The organism is Nonomuraea sp. B10E15 (assembly GCF_039871615.1).
Taxonomy (GTDB): domain Bacteria; phylum Actinomycetota; class Actinomycetes; order Streptosporangiales; family Streptosporangiaceae; genus Nonomuraea.
In genome coordinates, this window is record NZ_JBDPMB010000010.1 from 1 (window position 1) to 15,149 (window position 15,149).

Annotated in this window: 17 protein-coding genes; all 17 read left to right on the forward strand. The window is 66.8% G+C overall.

Annotated features, from left to right (window positions below; all coding sequences use genetic code 11):
* The coding region (locus ABGB14_RS26140; protein ID WP_347646470.1) for a hypothetical protein at positions 1-245 on the forward strand (245 nt) is incomplete at its 5' end.
* A 16-nt stretch (positions 246-261) separates the two neighbouring features.
* Positions 262-4,137 carry a DNA-directed RNA polymerase subunit beta' gene (locus ABGB14_RS26145; protein WP_347646471.1) on the forward strand — a complete coding sequence of 1,292 codons (3,876 nt, stop codon included), beginning with the start codon at positions 262-264 and terminating at the stop codon, positions 4,135-4,137.
* 702 nt (positions 4,138-4,839) lie between these two features.
* Complete coding sequence (rpsL, locus tag ABGB14_RS26150; RefSeq protein ID WP_043623420.1) at positions 4,840-5,214, forward strand: 30S ribosomal protein S12; 375 nt, start codon at positions 4,840-4,842, stop codon at positions 5,212-5,214.
* Positions 5,214-5,684 carry a 30S ribosomal protein S7 gene (gene rpsG / locus ABGB14_RS26155; RefSeq protein WP_020542314.1) on the forward strand — a complete coding sequence of 157 codons (471 nt, stop codon included), beginning with the start codon at positions 5,214-5,216 and terminating at the stop codon, positions 5,682-5,684. Before rpsL ends, rpsG begins: the two co-directional genes overlap by 1 nt.
* A 189-nt stretch (positions 5,685-5,873) precedes the next feature.
* On the forward strand, positions 5,874-7,973 hold the full coding sequence (gene fusA / locus ABGB14_RS26160; protein WP_347646473.1) for an elongation factor G: 2,100 nt from the start codon (positions 5,874-5,876) through the stop codon (positions 7,971-7,973).
* A 180-nt stretch (positions 7,974-8,153) separates the two neighbouring features.
* Positions 8,154-9,347, forward strand: coding sequence for an elongation factor Tu (tuf, locus tag ABGB14_RS26165; protein ID WP_347646474.1), 1,194 nt, complete (start codon positions 8,154-8,156; stop codon positions 9,345-9,347).
* Positions 9,348-9,600: 253 nt separating this feature from the next.
* A complete protein-coding gene (gene rpsJ, locus ABGB14_RS26170) occupies positions 9,601-9,909 on the forward strand; it encodes a 30S ribosomal protein S10 (RefSeq protein ID WP_012887830.1) in 309 nt (102 codons plus the stop codon).
* Positions 9,910-9,923: 14 nt separating this feature from the next.
* Positions 9,924-10,577 (forward strand): 50S ribosomal protein L3, encoded by a 654-nt coding sequence (gene rplC / locus ABGB14_RS26175; RefSeq protein ID WP_347646475.1) that lies wholly within the window; start codon positions 9,924-9,926, stop codon positions 10,575-10,577.
* Positions 10,574-11,218 (forward strand): 50S ribosomal protein L4, encoded by a 645-nt coding sequence (gene rplD / locus ABGB14_RS26180; RefSeq protein WP_347646476.1) that lies wholly within the window; start codon positions 10,574-10,576, stop codon positions 11,216-11,218. The genes rplC and rplD overlap by 4 nt, the downstream gene beginning before the upstream one ends.
* Positions 11,218-11,520, forward strand: a complete 303-nt coding sequence (gene rplW / locus ABGB14_RS26185) for a 50S ribosomal protein L23 (RefSeq protein ID WP_080043238.1) — start codon at positions 11,218-11,220, stop codon at positions 11,518-11,520. The genes rplD and rplW overlap by 1 nt, the downstream gene beginning before the upstream one ends.
* A 131-nt stretch (positions 11,521-11,651) precedes the next feature.
* On the forward strand, positions 11,652-12,488 hold the full coding sequence (rplB, locus tag ABGB14_RS26190) for a 50S ribosomal protein L2 (protein WP_132509668.1): 837 nt from the start codon (positions 11,652-11,654) through the stop codon (positions 12,486-12,488).
* A gap of 11 nt (positions 12,489-12,499) precedes the next feature.
* Positions 12,500-12,778 carry a 30S ribosomal protein S19 gene (gene rpsS, locus ABGB14_RS26195; protein WP_090930455.1) on the forward strand — a complete coding sequence of 93 codons (279 nt, stop codon included), beginning with the start codon at positions 12,500-12,502 and terminating at the stop codon, positions 12,776-12,778.
* A gap of 24 nt (positions 12,779-12,802) precedes the next feature.
* On the forward strand, positions 12,803-13,156 hold the full coding sequence (gene rplV / locus ABGB14_RS26200; protein ID WP_132599484.1) for a 50S ribosomal protein L22: 354 nt from the start codon (positions 12,803-12,805) through the stop codon (positions 13,154-13,156).
* A complete protein-coding gene (rpsC, locus tag ABGB14_RS26205) occupies positions 13,156-14,013 on the forward strand; it encodes a 30S ribosomal protein S3 (RefSeq protein ID WP_132599487.1) in 858 nt (285 codons plus the stop codon). Before rplV ends, rpsC begins: the two co-directional genes overlap by 1 nt.
* A 2-nt stretch (positions 14,014-14,015) precedes the next feature.
* Positions 14,016-14,435, forward strand: coding sequence for a 50S ribosomal protein L16 (gene rplP / locus ABGB14_RS26210; protein WP_347616789.1), 420 nt, complete (start codon positions 14,016-14,018; stop codon positions 14,433-14,435).
* Complete coding sequence (gene rpmC / locus ABGB14_RS26215) at positions 14,435-14,671, forward strand: 50S ribosomal protein L29 (RefSeq protein WP_132337013.1); 237 nt, start codon at positions 14,435-14,437, stop codon at positions 14,669-14,671. The genes rplP and rpmC overlap by 1 nt, the downstream gene beginning before the upstream one ends.
* Positions 14,664-14,957 (forward strand): 30S ribosomal protein S17, encoded by a 294-nt coding sequence (gene rpsQ / locus ABGB14_RS26220; protein ID WP_132599491.1) that lies wholly within the window; start codon positions 14,664-14,666, stop codon positions 14,955-14,957. Before rpmC ends, rpsQ begins: the two co-directional genes overlap by 8 nt.
* The last annotated feature ends 192 nt before the right edge of the window (positions 14,958-15,149 follow it).

The window sequence follows — 15,149 nt, forward strand, 5'->3', positions numbered from 1 at the left end:
TTCTCGGCCGGGTGAAGGTCTACGAGGCCATCGTCAAGGGCGAGAACATCCCCGAGCCGGGCATCCCCGAGTCCTTCAAGGTCCTCATCAAGGAGATGCAGTCGCTGTGCCTGAACGTCGAGGTGCTTTCCAGCGACGGCATGTCCATCGAGATGCGTGACACCGACGAGGACGTCTTCCGCGCCGCGGAGGAGCTCGGAATCGACCTGTCCCGGCGCGAGCCGAGCAGCGTGGAAGAAGTCTGAGGGGGAGATCGCACAAATGCTAGACGTCAACTTCTTCGACGAGCTTCGGATCGGGCTGGCGACGGCCGACGACATCCGTCAGTGGTCGCACGGCGAGGTCAAGAAGCCGGAGACCATCAACTACCGCACGCTCAAGCCGGAAAAGGACGGACTCTTCTGCGAGAAGATCTTCGGCCCGACCCGTGACTGGGAGTGCTACTGCGGCAAGTACAAGCGCGTCCGGTTCAAGGGCATCATCTGTGAGCGCTGCGGCGTCGAGGTGACCCGTGCCAAGGTGCGTCGTGAGCGGATGGGCCACATCGAGCTGGCCGCTCCGGTCACGCACATCTGGTACTTCAAGGGCGTTCCTTCGCGCCTCGGCTACCTGCTCGACCTGGCCCCGAAGGACCTGGAGAAGGTCATCTACTTCGCGGCCTACATGATCACGCATGTCGACACCGAGATGCGTGAGCGTGACCTGCCCTCGCTGGAGGCGAAGATCTCCGTCGAGCGGCAGCACATCGAGCAGCGCCGCGACGCCGACGTCGAGACCAGGCAGAAGAAGCTCGAAAGCGACCTGGCCGAGCTCGAGGCCGCCGGCGCCAAGGGCGACCAGCGCCGCAAGGTCCGTGAGGGCGCCGAGCGCGAGATGCGCCAGCTGCGCGACCGCGCCCAGCGCGAGATCGACCGGCTCGACGAGGTCTGGAGCCGCTTCAAGAACCTCAAGGTCCAGGACCTCGAGGGCGACGAGCTGCTCTACCGCGAGATGCGCGACCGCTTCGGCCGCTACTTCAAGGGCGGCATGGGCGCCCAGGCGATCCAGGAGCGCCTGGTCAGTTTCGACCTCGACGCCGAGGCCGAGAACCTGCGCGAGACCATCCGCAGCGGCAAGGGCCAGAAGAAGGCCCGCGCGCTCAAGCGGCTCAAGGTCGTGTCGGCGTTCCTCAACACGACCAACTCGCCGCGCGGCATGGTGCTCGACTGCATCCCGGTCATCCCGCCGGACCTGCGCCCGATGGTGCAGCTCGACGGTGGCCGGTTCGCGACCTCCGACCTCAACGACCTCTACCGCCGGGTCATCAACCGCAACAACCGGCTCAAGCGTCTGCTCGACCTCGGCGCGCCCGAGATCATCGTGAACAACGAGAAGCGAATGCTGCAGGAGGCCGTCGACGCGCTGTTCGACAACGGCCGTCGCGGTCGCCCGGTCACCGGGCCCGGCAACCGTCCGCTGAAGTCCCTGAGCGACATGCTCAAGGGCAAGCAGGGCCGGTTCCGCCAGAACCTGCTGGGCAAGCGCGTCGACTACTCCGGCCGTTCGGTCATCGTCGTCGGCCCGCAGCTCAAGCTGCACCAGTGCGGCCTGCCCAAGCAGATGGCGCTGGAGCTGTTCAAGCCGTTCGTGATGAAGCGGCTGGTCGACCTCAACCACGCCCAGAACATCAAGTCGGCCAAGCGGATGGTCGAGCGGGCGCGTCCCGTGGTGTGGGACGTCCTCGAAGAGGTCATCACCGAGCACCCCGTGCTGCTCAACCGCGCGCCGACGCTCCACCGCCTGGGCATCCAGGCGTTCGAGCCGCAGCTGGTCGAGGGCAAGGCCATCCAGATCCACCCGCTCGTCTGCACCGCGTTCAACGCGGACTTCGACGGCGACCAGATGGCCGTGCACCTGCCGCTGTCGGCTGAGGCCCAGGCCGAGGCACGCATCCTGATGCTCTCGACCAACAACATCCTCAAGCCGGCCGACGGCAAGCCCGTGACGATGCCCACCCAGGACATGGTCATCGGCCTCTACTGGCTGACCACCCAGAAGGACGGCGCGCTGGGCGAGGGCCGCGTGTTCGGCTCGATCGCCGAGGCGCAGATGGCCTTCGACCGCCGCGAGCTGGACATCCAGGCGAAGATCCACATCCGGCTGAAGGACGTCCTGCCGCCGCGTGACTGGGTCGCGCCCGAAGGCTGGGAGCAGGGCGACCCGATCCGGCTGGAGACGACGTTCGGGCGGTGCCTGTTCAACCAGACGCTGCCCGGCAGCTACCCGTTCGTCGACTTCCAGGTCGGCAAGAAGCAGCTGTCCACGATCGTGAACGAGCTGGCGGAGACCTACCCCAAGATCGAGGTCGCCAACGCGCTCGACGCGCTCAAGGACGCCGGCTTCCGCTGGGCGACGCGCTCCGGCGTCACGATCTCGATCGAGGACGTCGTCGCGCCGCCCAACAAGACCGACATCATGGAGAGCTACGAGCGCCGGGCCGACAAGGTCCAGCGCGAGTACGAGCGCGGTCTGATCACCGACGAGGAGCGCCGTCAGGAGCTCATCGAGATCTGGACGCACGCGACGGCCGACGTCGAGACCGACATGGTCACCGCCTTCCCGGCGACCAACCCGGTCTGGATGATGGTCAACTCCGGCGCCCGCGGTAACAAGATGCAGGTCCGGCAGATCGCCGGCATCCGCGGCCTGGTGTCCAACACCAAGGGTGAGACGATCCCGCGGCCGATCAAGGCCTCGTTCCGCGAGGGCCTGTCGGTGCTGGAATACTTCATCTCCACCCACGGCCAGCGGAAGGGTCTCGCCGACACCGCCCTGCGCACCGCCGACTCGGGCTACCTGACCCGTCGTCTGGTGGACGTCGCCCAGGACGTCATCGTGCGTGAGATCGACTGCGGCACCGACCGCGCCGTCCCGCTGCACGTCGGCGAGCGCGACGCGGCCGGCAGCCTGGTCAAGGCCGAGAACGCCGAGTCCAACGTGCACGGCCGCATCCTGGCCGAGGACGTCGAGGTCGACGGCAAGGTCATCGTCCCCGCGGGTGTCGACATCAACGACAACCACGTCGCGGCCCTGGTCGAGGCGGGCGTCGAGACGGTCCGCACCCGCAGCGCGCTCGTCTGCGAGGCCAAGATCGGTGTCTGCGCGACCTGCTACGGCCGCTCCCTGGCCACCGGCAAGCTCGTGGACGTCGGCGAGGCGGTCGGCATCATCGCCGCCCAGTCGATCGGTGAGCCCGGCACGCAGCTGACGATGCGTACGTTCCACACCGGTGGTGTGGCCGGCGCCGACATCACCCACGGTCTGCCCCGTGTCACGGAGCTGTTCGAGGCGCGCATCCCCAAGGGTGTCGCCCCGATCTCCGAGGCCGAGGGCCGGGCCCGGATCGACGAGACCGACAAGACCAGGAAGGTCGTGATCACCCCCGACGACGGCTCGGAGGAGATCGCCTACCCGGTGTCGATGCGCTCGCGCCTGCTCGTGCAGGACGGCCAGCGTGTCACGGTCGGTCAGCAGCTGGTCGCGGGTGCGGTCAACCCCAACGAGGTGCTGCGCATCCTCGGCCCGCGGGCCGTGCAGCTGCACCTGGTGGCGGAGGTCCAGCAGGTCTACCGCTCGCAGGGTGTGTCGATCCACGACAAGCACATCGAGATCATCGTGCGGCAGATGCTCAAGCGCGTGAACGTGCTGGAGTCCGGTGACACCGACCTGCTGCCCGGCGAGCTCGTCGAGCGTCCGCGCTTCGAGCAGATGAACCGCGAGACGGTGGCGGAGAGCGGCTCCCCGGCCGCCGGCCGTCCGGTGCTCATGGGCATCACGAAGGCGTCGCTCGCCACCGAGTCGTGGCTGTCGGCGGCCTCCTTCCAGGAGACGACCAGGGTCCTGACGGACGCGGCGATCCACGCCAAGTCCGACTCGCTCCTGGGCCTGAAGGAGAACGTCATCATCGGTAAGCTCATCCCTGCGGGCACCGGCATGCCGCAATACCGCAACATCCGGGTGGAGCCGACCGAAGAGGCCAAGGCGGCCATGTACACCGTCGGCGGTTACGACGGCTCGGCGGCCGACTACACCTTCGGCACCGGCAGCGGCGAGGCCGTGCCGCTGGAGGAATACGACTTCGGCCAGTACAACCGGTGATTTCTTAGTCAACGGCAGCTGAACGCGCCCGGGTTTCCGATCAGGAGACCCGGGCGCTTCGCGTTCGCACCCGCGCGTGCCCGGTGTGGCTTTCGGCTCTCTGCGTGTCCGGGGCTCGCCGTGGACGTGGGGTGACCGACGGGGGCGTGCCGGGTGCCCGGCGGACCACGGAGACGGTCCACAGGGCGCCGTGGCGGCGCTGCGCCACGTGCGGGGTCAGAGGCGTCTCCCTGGAGGTCCCCGGCCCTGTACGGCGTCTGGGTGACGTGGGCGCCGCCGTACCGGAAGGAAGGGGTTGATCGTGAGCGCGTGTGGCGACGAACACGCCGGTCCGGGGGACGAGAGGGTCTGCGGGCCTATATCATGGTCGCGGAGCTGTAGATGGGCTGGATGAAGTAGGCCCCGGCGATCCGGAGTGGCACGGCTTGCCCGCCTTGTCGCGCCGTTTTGACGTGTCGCATGGGTCTGGGTAGTCTTGGACATCGTGCCCGTCTCTATGCGGGCTCTCGACCGTGCGCTCAATTGCGAGCGTGGGACGGCTTCCTGGCTCGTAATCCTCGCGGATGTGTCTGTGTGAATAGCGCGACACGCCCGAGCGCGGGGGCACCGGGACAGCGAAAGACAGCAGGTCATGACACCGGCAGAACCTGCACATGCACCACAACTGACGTAACACCGGCCAAGGCACGAAACGGAGTGGCAGTGCCCACTATTCAGCAGTTGGTCCGCAAGGGCCGGCAGGACAAGGTCGCCAAGACCAAGACTCCTGCCCTCAAGGGGAGCCCCCAGCGGCGCGGCGTGTGCCAGCGCGTCTACACCACCACCCCGAAGAAGCCCAACTCGGCACTGCGCAAGGTGGCCCGCGTTCGGCTCACGAACGGCATCGAGGTCACGGCCTACATCCCCGGTGTGGGTCACAACCTGCAGGAGCACTCCATCGTGCTCGTGCGTGGCGGTCGTGTGAAGGACCTGCCTGGTGTTCGCTACAAGATCATCCGCGGTTCGCTCGACACCCAGGGTGTCCGCAACCGCAAGCAGGCCCGTAGCCGCTACGGCGCGAAGAAGGAGAAGAGCTAATGCCTCGTAAGGGTTCTCCTGGCCGTCGTCAGCTCATGGCTGACCCGGTTTACAGCTCGCCGCTGGTGACCGCACTGATCAACAAGGTGCTCCTGGACGGCAAGCGCTCCATCGCGCAGTCCATCGTCTACGGCGCCCTCGAGGGCTGCAGGGAGAAGACGGGCAACGACCCGGTCGTCACCCTGAAGCGCGCGCTCGACAACGTCAAGCCGACCCTCGAGGTTCGCAGCCGTCGCGTCGGTGGCGCCACCTACCAGGTGCCGGTCGAGGTGCGCGCGGCGCGCAGCACCACCCTGGCCCTGCGCTGGCTGGTGCAGTACTCCCGCGCCCGCCGCGAGAAGACCATGACCGAGCGCCTCATGAACGAGCTCCTCGACGCCAGCAACGGCCTCGGGGCGAGCGTCAAGAAGCGCGAGGACACGCACAAGATGGCCGAGTCCAACAAGGCCTTCGCTCACTACCGCTGGTAGGCAGCGCGGCGCGCTGGTTGCCGGCCTGGAGCCGTCACCCTGGTGGCGACTCGCCGAAGGACAACCGTAGGCCCTTGCAACTGAGGGGGCGGGGAAGCTGGCTTCCCCGCGGATAAACGACCGTAGGCCCTAGCAGTTGTAGGGGGCGTGCGGGGGGCCCGGCCCTCCGCAGGAGAGGACGCGAGAGAAGTGGCCACCACGACCGCTCTTGACCTGGCCAAGGTCCGCAACATCGGGATCATGGCCCATATCGACGCGGGCAAGACCACCACGACTGAGCGCATCCTGTTCTACACCGGCATCAACTACAAGCTCGGTGAAGTCCACGAGGGCGCAGCCACGATGGACTGGATGGAGCAGGAGCAGGAGCGCGGCATCACGATCACGTCCGCCGCGACGACCTGTGAGTGGCTCAGTCACACCATCAACATCATTGACACCCCCGGGCACGTCGACTTCACCATCGAGGTGGAGCGTTCGCTGCGTGTCCTCGACGGCGCCGTCGCCGTGTTCGACGGTGTCGCCGGTGTCGAGCCGCAGTCAGAGACGGTGTGGCGACAGGCGGACCGCTACAACGTCCCGCGCATCTGTTTCGTCAACAAGATGGACCGCGTCGGCGCCGAGTTCCACCGCTGCGTCGACATGATGATCAGTCGTCTGGGCGCCACCCCGGCCGTCATCCAGCTCCCCTGGGGCGTTGAGGCCGACTTCAAGGGCGTCATCGACCTCATCACGATGAAGGCCCTCATCTGGAGCGCCGAGGCGGCCAAGGGCGAGATGTACGACACCGTCGACATCCCGGCCGACCACGCCGAGGCCGCCCGTGAGTGGCGCGACAAGCTGGTCGAGACCGTCGCCGAGAACGACGACGAGCTGATGGAGCTCTTCCTCGAGGGCACCGAGCCCACCGAGGAGCAGCTGGTCGCGGCCCTGCGCCGCGCGACGCTGGCGAGCGCCATCAACCCGGTCCTGTGCGGCACCGCGTTCAAGAACAAGGGCGTGCAGCCCCTGCTCGACGCGATCGTCGCCTACCTCCCCGCCCCGACCGACATCCCGGCCTTCAAGGGCCACGCGGTCGGCAACGAGGAGAAGGTCATCGAGCGGCACGCGGACCCGACCGAGCCGTTCTCCGCCCTGGCCTTCAAGATCGCCAGCGACCCGCACCTGGGCAAGATCACCTACCTCCGCATCTACTCGGGCACGCTCGAGGCCGGTTCACAGGTCGTCAACTCTGTGAAGGGCAAGAAGGAGCGGATCGGCAAGATCTACCAGATGCACGCCAACAAGCGCGAGGAGCGCCCGTCGGCGATCGCCGGCCAGATCGTCGCGGTCATGGGTCTGAAGGACACCACGACCGGCGACACCCTGTCCGACCCGGCGAACCAGGTCGTGCTCGAGTCGATGACGTTCCCGGCTCCGGTCATCAACGTCGCCATCGAGCCCAAGACCAAGGGTGACCAGGAGAAGCTGTCCACCGCCATCCAGCGGCTGGCCGAGGAGGACCCGTCCTTCCAGGTCCGCCGTGACGAGGAGACCGGTCAGACGGTCATCTGGGGCATGGGCGAGCTGCACCTGGAGGTCCTCGTCGACCGCATGCGGCGCGAGTTCAAGGTCGAGGCCAACGTGGGCCGCCCGCAGGTGGCCTACCGCGAGACCATCCGCCGCAAGATCGAGAAGGTCGACTACACCCACAAGAAGCAGACCGGTGGTTCCGGTCAGTTCGCGCGGGTGATCATCAACCTCGAGCCGCTGGGCGAGGGCAACGACGGCTACGAGTTCGAGAACAAGGTCACCGGTGGCCGCGTCCCGAGGGAGTACATCCCGTCGGTCGACGCCGGCGCCCAGGAGGCCGCCGAGTTCGGCGTGCTGGCCGGTTACCCGATGGTCGGCGTGAAGGTTACGCTGACCGACGGCGCCGCCCACGACGTCGACTCCTCGGAAATGGCCTTCAAGATCGCCGGATCGATGGCCTTCAAGGAGGCCGCGCGCAAGGCGGACGCCGTGCTTCTCGAGCCGATGATGGCCGTCGAGGTCACCACGCCCGAGGACTACATGGGTGACGTCATCGGTGACCTCAACGGTCGCCGCGGGCAGATCCAGGCGATGGACGAGCGGGCCGGCGCCCGTGTCGTCGAGGCGCTCGTGCCGCTGTCTGAGATGTTCGGCTACGTGGGTGACCTGCGTAGCAAGACGCAGGGGCGCGCGAGCTACAGCATGCAGTTCGACTCCTACGCGGAGGTGCCTCCGGGCATCGCCAAGGAGATCGTCGCGAAGGCCCGGGGCGAATAACCCCTGGTCCCGAGGTGGTTGAGGCGGCGGAGATCGTCGCCCCGCCGCCGAGGGGCCCGGGGCGAACAAGTTCCTGGTCCCTGGCAGGGTGGTGAGAGCCACCCCGCCGCCAAGGGGTTCGGGAGTTCCCGGGCCCAAGTGTGCAGACGAAAGTCAGTCAGATTCTCAAGGAGAGAACCAGTGGGCAAGGCCAAGTTCGAGCGGAACAAGCCGCACATGAACATCGGCACCATTGGGCATATCGACCACGGTAAGACCACACTGACCGCGGCGATCACCAAGGTGCTCCACGACCGTTTCCCCGAGCTGAACGCCGCGACGCCGTTCGACAAGATCGACAAGGCGCCGGAGGAGAAGGCTCGCGGCATCACGATCTCGATCGCGCACGTCGAGTACCAGACGGAGAAGCGTCACTACGCGCACGTTGACTGCCCGGGTCACGCCGACTACGTCAAGAACATGATCACCGGTGCCGCCCAGATGGACGGCGCCATCCTCGTGGTCGCCGCCACCGACGGCCCGATGCCGCAGACGAAGGAGCACGTCCTCCTGGCCCGCCAGGTCGGCGTCCCCTACATCGTCGTGGCCCTCAACAAGTCCGACATGGTCGACGACGAGGAGATCCTGGAGCTGGTCGAGCTCGAGGTTCGTGAGCTTCTCTCCGCTCAGGAGTTCCCCGGCGACGACCTGCCCGTCGTCCGCGTCTCCGCGCTCAAGGCTCTTGAGGGCGACGAGAAGTGGGCCGACAGCATCGTCGAGCTGATGAACGCCGTCGACGAGAACGTCCCCGAGCCCCCGCGTGAGACGGACAAGCCGTTCCTCATGCCGGTCGAGGACGTCTTCTCGATCACCGGTCGCGGCACGGTCGTCACCGGCCGTATCGAGCGCGGCATCGTCAAGGTCAACGAGCAGGTCGACATCGTCGGCATCAAGCCGGAGAAGACGACCACCACCGTCACCAGCATCGAGATGTTCAACAAGATGCTCGACGAGGGTCACGCCGGCGACAACGCCGCGCTGCTGCTCCGCGGCATCAAGCGCGACGACGTCGAGCGCGGCCAGTGCATCATCAAGCCGGGCACGACCACCCCGCACACCGAGTTCACCGGCCAGGTCTACATCCTGTCCAAGGACGAGGGCGGCCGGCACACGCCGTTCTTCAACAACTACCGTCCGCAGTTCTACTTCCGTACGACTGACGTGACCGGTGTGGTGAACCTCCCCGAGGGCACCGAGATGGTCATGCCGGGCGACAACACCGAGATGCGCGTTGAGCTGATCCAGCCCATCGCCATGGAGGAAGGCCTCAAGTTCGCGATCCGTGAGGGTGGCCGCACCGTCGGCGCCGGTCGGGTCGTCAAGGTCATCAAGTAGCTTGACCGCTGGGGCGGCGGTCGGCCCCGGATCCGGGACCGACCGCCGCGCCACGTCGCAGACTCCGCGCAAAAGCGCCGTGATCCAGCAGTAGCTTCGGCCCAGTGACCGAAGTCACTGCCGGATCACGGAAGAAAAGGCAGGACGACTCGTCTGCCTCGTGGGGTCACGCAGGTCCTGACCTGCAGTGAAGGAAGCGGCACAAGGCCGCACGATACTTTTCCAGACGACAGCGAAGGACACCGAGGCCACTATGGCGGGACAGAAGATCCGCATCCGGCTTAAGGCCTATGACCACGAGGTCATCGACAGCTCGGCCAAGAAGATCGTCGAGACGGTGACGCGGACTGGCGCGAAGGTCGCAGGCCCGGTGCCGCTGCCGACCGAGAAGAACGTGTACTGCGTCATCCGCTCGCCGCACAAGTACAAGGACAGCCGCGAGCACTTCGAGATGCGCACGCACAAGCGGCTGATTGACATCATCGACCCGACCCCCAAGACGGTCGACTCGCTCATGCGACTCGACCTCCCCGCGGGTGTCGACATTTCGATCAAGCTCTGAGGGAACGCACTGACATGGCTAAGACGATCAAGGGCGTCCTGGGCAAGAAGCTCGGCATGACCCAGGTCTTCGACGCGGACAACCGGATGGTGCCGGTGACCGTGGTCGAGGCCGGTCCGTGCGTGGTGACCCGCGTCCGCACTCCAGAGAAGGACGGCTACTCCGCCGTCCAGCTCGGCTTCGGGCAGGTCGACCCACGGAAGGTCAACAAGCCGCTCGGCGACTACCTGCGTAAGCACGACATCACCCCGCGCCGTTACTTCGCGGAGATCCGCACCGACGACGCGAACGACTACACCATCGGCCAGGAGCTGCAGGCCGACACCTTCGAGGCCGGCCAGTTCGTCGACGTGACGGGCAAGAGCAAGGGCAAGGGCTTCGCGGGTGTCATGAAGCGGCACGGCTTCGGTGGTCTGGGCGCGTCGCACGGTACGCAGCGCAAGCACCGTTCGCCGGGTTCCATCGGTGGCTGCGCCACCCCGGGCCGCGTTTTCAAGGGTCTGCGCATGGCTGGCCGGATGGGTAACGTCCGCACCACTGTGCAGAGTTTGAAGGTTCACTCCGTGGACGCCGAGAAGGGTCTCATCCTGATCAAGGGTGCGATTCCCGGCGCCAACGGAAGCCTCGTCCTCGTCCGCACCGCTGCCAAGAAGGGGGCTGCGAAGTGACAAGCATTGACGTCCTCGACGCCAGCGGTGCCAAGACCGGCACGGTCGACCTGCCCGAAGACATCTTCGGCGCCAAGGTCAACGTTCCGCTGATCCACCAGGTGGTCGTGGCCCAGCTCGCCGCTCGCCGGCAGGGCACCCACAAGGCCAAGACCCGTGGCGAGGTCTCCGGCGGCGGCAAGAAGCCGTACCGCCAGAAGGGCACCGGCCGGGCCCGCCAGGGTTCGACCCGCGCTCCGCAGTTCGCCGGCGGTGGCATCGTCCACGGGCCGGTGCCGCGCGACTACTCGCAGCGCACGCCCAAGAAGATGAAGGCCGCCGCGCTGCGTGGCGCCCTGTCCGACCGGGCCGGCGGTGGCCGCGTCCACGTGGTCAGCTCGCTGGTCTCGGGCGAGACGCCCAAGACCAAGGCCGCCCTGGACGCCCTGCGCAAGATCACCCAGGCTCCCCGCGTCCTCGTCGTGGTCGACGAGAACGACGAGCTGACCTGGCTGAGCCTGCGCAACGCTCCTGAGGTCCACCTGCTGGACGCCGGGCAGCTCAACACCTACGACGTGCTCGTGCACGACGACGTGGTCTTCACCCAGGAGGCGTACGACCAGGTCGTGGCGCGGCTGAGTGGCGGGAAGGAAGACGCCTGATGGAGAAGATCGCCGACCCGCGCGACATCATCATCAAGCCGGTGGTCTCTGAGAAGAGCTACGGCCTGATCGACGAGAACAACAAGTACACGTTCCTGGTGAAGAAGACCGCGAACAAGACTCAGGTCAAGATCGCTGTTGAGCAGATCTTCGGGGTCAAGGTCACCAGCGTGAACACCATCAACCGGCAGGGCAAGCGCAAGCGCACCCGCACCGGTTACGGCAAGCGTCCCGACACCAAGCGCGCGATCGTGAGCCTGGTCGAAGGCGATCGGATCGACATCTTCGGTCAGATCGGCTGACCTGCGGGGGGCTTCGCCCCCCGCATTCCCCCCGTGTCGCCTTCGGGCGACAAAGTCTTTGGGGGCTTTGCACGATTGAATGATCCAGAATCCTCTGGATTCTGGATTCCGACGAAGGATGAACGAAAAAGATGGGCATCCGTAAGTACAAGCCGACGACCCCGGGTCGCCGCGGGTCGAGTGTCTCGGACTTCTCCGAGATCACCCGCAGCACGCCCGAGAAGTCGTTGCTTGCGCCCCTTCACAGTAAGGGCGGCCGCAACGTACACGGCCGGGTCACCGCTCGCCACCAGGGCGGCGGTCACAAGCGCGCCTACCGGATCATCGACTTCCGTAGGCATGACAAGGACGGCATTCCGGCCAAGGTCGCTCACATCGAGTACGACCCCAACCGCACCGCCAATATCGCTCTGCTCCACTACGCCGACGGCGAGAAGCGCTACATCATCGCGCCGACCGGCCTCAAGCAGGGCGACCGCATCGAGAACGGGCCCTCGGCCGACATCAAGCCGGGCAACTGCCTGCCGCTGCGCAACATCCCGACCGGTACCTTCATCCACGCGGTGGAGCTCCGCCCGGGCGGTGGCGCCAAGCTGGGCCGTTCCGCGGGCGCCCAGATCCAGCTGCTCGCCAAGGAGGGCCAGTACGCCACGCTGCGTATGCCGTCCGGTGAGATGCGCATGGTCGACGTGCGCTGCCGGGCCTCGGTGGGTCAGGTGGGCAACGCCGAGCAGGCCAACATCAACTGGGGCAAGGCCGGCCGTATGCGGTGGAAGGGCAAGCGCCCCACCGTTCGCGGTGTCGCCATGAACCCGGTCGACCACCCGCACGGTGGTGGTGAGGGCAAGACCTCCGGTGGTCGCCACCCGGTGAACCCGAAGGGCAAGCCCGAGGGCCGCACCCGCCAGGCCAACAAGGCCAGCGACCGGCTGATCATCCGTCGGCGGAGCAAGAGGAAGAAGCGGTAGGAGCAGCCGAAATGCCACGTAGCCTTAAGAAGGGTCCCTTCGTGGACGACCACCTTCAGAAGAAGGTGGACGCCCAGAACGAGAAGGGCAGCAAGAACGTCATCAAGACGTGGTCGCGGCGCTCCATGATCGTTCCCGACATGCTCGGGCACACGATCGCCGTACACGACGGCCGCAAGCACGTCCCGGTGTTCATCACCGAGTCGATGATCGGTCACAAGCTCGGAGAGTTCGCTCCCACGCGTACGTTCCGCAGCCACGTCAAGGAAGACCGCCGCAGTCGGCGGTAAGCGTCCCGGAAGTAGGAGAAAGCGATGGAAGCCAGGGCTCAGGCGCGGTTCGTCCGTGTCACGCCCCTCAAGGCCCGCCGCGTGGTGGACCTTATTCGCGGGCTGCCCGCTTCGGAGGCGCAGGCCGTGCTGCAGTTCGCTCCCCAGTCGGCGAGCGAGCCGATCTTCAAGGTGCTCAGCAGCGCCATGGCCAACGCTGAGCACAACTTCGATCTCGACCCGAGCACGCTCGTCGTGAGCCGCGCGTGGGTCGACGAGGGCCCGACGCTGAAGCGGTTCCGTCCGCGCGCACAGGGTCGTGCCTATCGGATCAACAAGCGGACGAGCCACATCACCGTGATCGTGGAGTCCCGCGAGCCGAAGGGAAGGACCCGATAGTGGGCCAGAAGGTTAACCCGCACGGGTTCCGCCTCGGCATCACGACCGACTTCAAGAGCCGGTGGTACGCCGACAAGCTGTACAAGTCGTACGTCGCCGAGGACGTGTCGATCCGCCGCATGCTGCAGAAGGGCATGGAGCGGGCCGGCATCTCCAAGGTGGAGATCGAGCGCACCACCGACCGCGTGCAGGTGGACATCCACACCGCGCGGCCCGGCATCGTGATCGGCCGGCGCGGAGCCGAGGCGGACCGCATCCGCGGCGACCTGGAGAAGCTGACCAAGAAGCAGGTCCAGCTCAACATTCTCGAGGTCAAGAACCCGGAGATCGACGCCCAGCTCGTCGCGCAGGGCGTCGCCGAGCAGTTGTCGAGCCGTGTCTCGTTCCGCCGTGCCATGCGCAAGGCGATGCAGTCGGCCATGAAGTCCGGCGCCAAGGGCATCCGTGTCCAGTGCTCCGGTCGTCTGGGCGGCGCCGAGATGTCGCGGTCGGAGTTCTACCGCGAGGGCCGCGTGCCCCTGCACACCCTCCGCGCGGACATCGACTACGGCTTCTACGAGGCCCGTACGACCTTCGGCCGCATCGGCGTGAAGGTCTGGATCTACAAGGGTGAGGCTCCGACGAGCCGCGCCGAGCGCGAGGCGGCCGCCGCCGGCGCTCGTGCCGGCCAGCGTCGTGACCGTGACGACCGTCGTGGTGGCGGCGACCGTCCGCGCCGTGGTGGCGGTGACCGTCCGCGCCGTGGCGGTGGTCGTGGCGACCGTGACCGCGCCCCCCGCACCGAGTCCCAGGCGGCACCCGCCCAGGGGACTCCCGAGACCGGCCCGGCTGCGCAGCCGGGTGCTGAAGGGAGCTGACCATGCTGATCCCGCGCAGGGTCAAGCACCGCAAGCAGCACCGGCCCGACCGTAGCGGCGCCGCCAAGGGCGGCACGAGGGTCGTGTTCGGCGAGTTCGGCATCCAGGCGATTGAGCACTCCTACGTGACCAACCGCCAGATCGAGTCCGCCCGTATCGCCATGACCCGTCACATCCGTCGTGGCGGCAAGGTGTGGATCAACATCTACCCCGACCGTCCGCTCACGAAGAAGCCGGCCGAGACCCGCATGGGTTCCGGTAAGGGCTCGCCGGAGTGGTGGGTGGCCAACGTCAAGCCCGGACGCGTGATGTTCGAGCTGTCGGGCGTGACGGAGTCGGTCGCTCGCGAGGCGCTTCAGCGTGCGATCCACAAACTGCCTATGAAGTGCAAGATCGTTAAGCGTGAAGTGGGTGAGGCGTGATGGCTAAGGGCCTGACCGCCGGAGAGCTGCGGCTCGAGGACGAGGAGACCCTCGTCCAGAAGCTGAAGGAGGCGAAGGAAGAGCTGTTCAACCTTCGTTTCCAGTCGGCTACCGGTCAGTTGGAGAGCCACGGGCGGCTGCGTGCCGTCCGCCGCGAGATCGCCCGTATCTACACCGTGATGCGCGAGCGCGAGCTCGGCATCGTCACGGTCGAGAAGGAGACGAGCGATGGCTGAGACCGAGACCACTGAGACCACGGAGACGAAGGACGCGCGGAACTTCCGCAAGGTCCGTGAAGGCCTCGTCGTCAGCGACAAGATGGACAAGACCGTCGTCGTCGCCGTCGAGGACCGCGTCAAGCACCGCCTGTACGGCAAGGTCATCCGCCGTACGACGAAGTACAAGGCACACGACGAGGCCAACGCCTGTGGCGTGGGCGACCGCGTGCTGCTCATGGAGACCCGCCCCCTCTCCGCCACCAAGCGGTGGAGGGTCGTGGAGATCCTCGAGAAGGCGAAGTAACGCTCCTTCTCGGATATACCGCGCCTCGTGGGGGCTCTCGTAGCCCCCATGACGGCGTCCAAGGACGCGGGGCCGCCAGGCCTCGCGTCGCCTGCGGTGCGGCCCTCCACGGAGGGTTGTGGCCGGGGGAACAAGACAACAGCAGGTTCCGCCAGGCTCGCGCGGAAGCTCGCTTCCGCGGCCTCGTGATGG

Coding starts and splice junctions, on each gene's coding strand:
- ABGB14_RS26145 (WP_347646471.1), top strand. CDS start 262: ATGCTAGACGTCAACTTCTTCGACGAGCTTCGGATCGGGCTGGCGACG.
- rpsG (WP_020542314.1), top strand. CDS start 5,214: ATGCCTCGTAAGGGTTCTCCTGGCCGTCGTCAGCTCATGGCTGACCCG.
- rpsJ (WP_012887830.1), top strand. CDS start 9,601: ATGGCGGGACAGAAGATCCGCATCCGGCTTAAGGCCTATGACCACGAG.
- rplC (WP_347646475.1), top strand. CDS start 9,924: ATGGCTAAGACGATCAAGGGCGTCCTGGGCAAGAAGCTCGGCATGACC.
- rplW (WP_080043238.1), top strand. CDS start 11,218: ATGGAGAAGATCGCCGACCCGCGCGACATCATCATCAAGCCGGTGGTC.
- rplB (WP_132509668.1), top strand. CDS start 11,652: ATGGGCATCCGTAAGTACAAGCCGACGACCCCGGGTCGCCGCGGGTCG.
- rpsS (WP_090930455.1), top strand. CDS start 12,500: ATGCCACGTAGCCTTAAGAAGGGTCCCTTCGTGGACGACCACCTTCAG.
- rplV (WP_132599484.1), top strand. CDS start 12,803: ATGGAAGCCAGGGCTCAGGCGCGGTTCGTCCGTGTCACGCCCCTCAAG.
- rplP (WP_347616789.1), top strand. CDS start 14,016: ATGCTGATCCCGCGCAGGGTCAAGCACCGCAAGCAGCACCGGCCCGAC.
- rpmC (WP_132337013.1), top strand. CDS start 14,435: ATGGCTAAGGGCCTGACCGCCGGAGAGCTGCGGCTCGAGGACGAGGAG.
- rpsQ (WP_132599491.1), top strand. CDS start 14,664: ATGGCTGAGACCGAGACCACTGAGACCACGGAGACGAAGGACGCGCGG.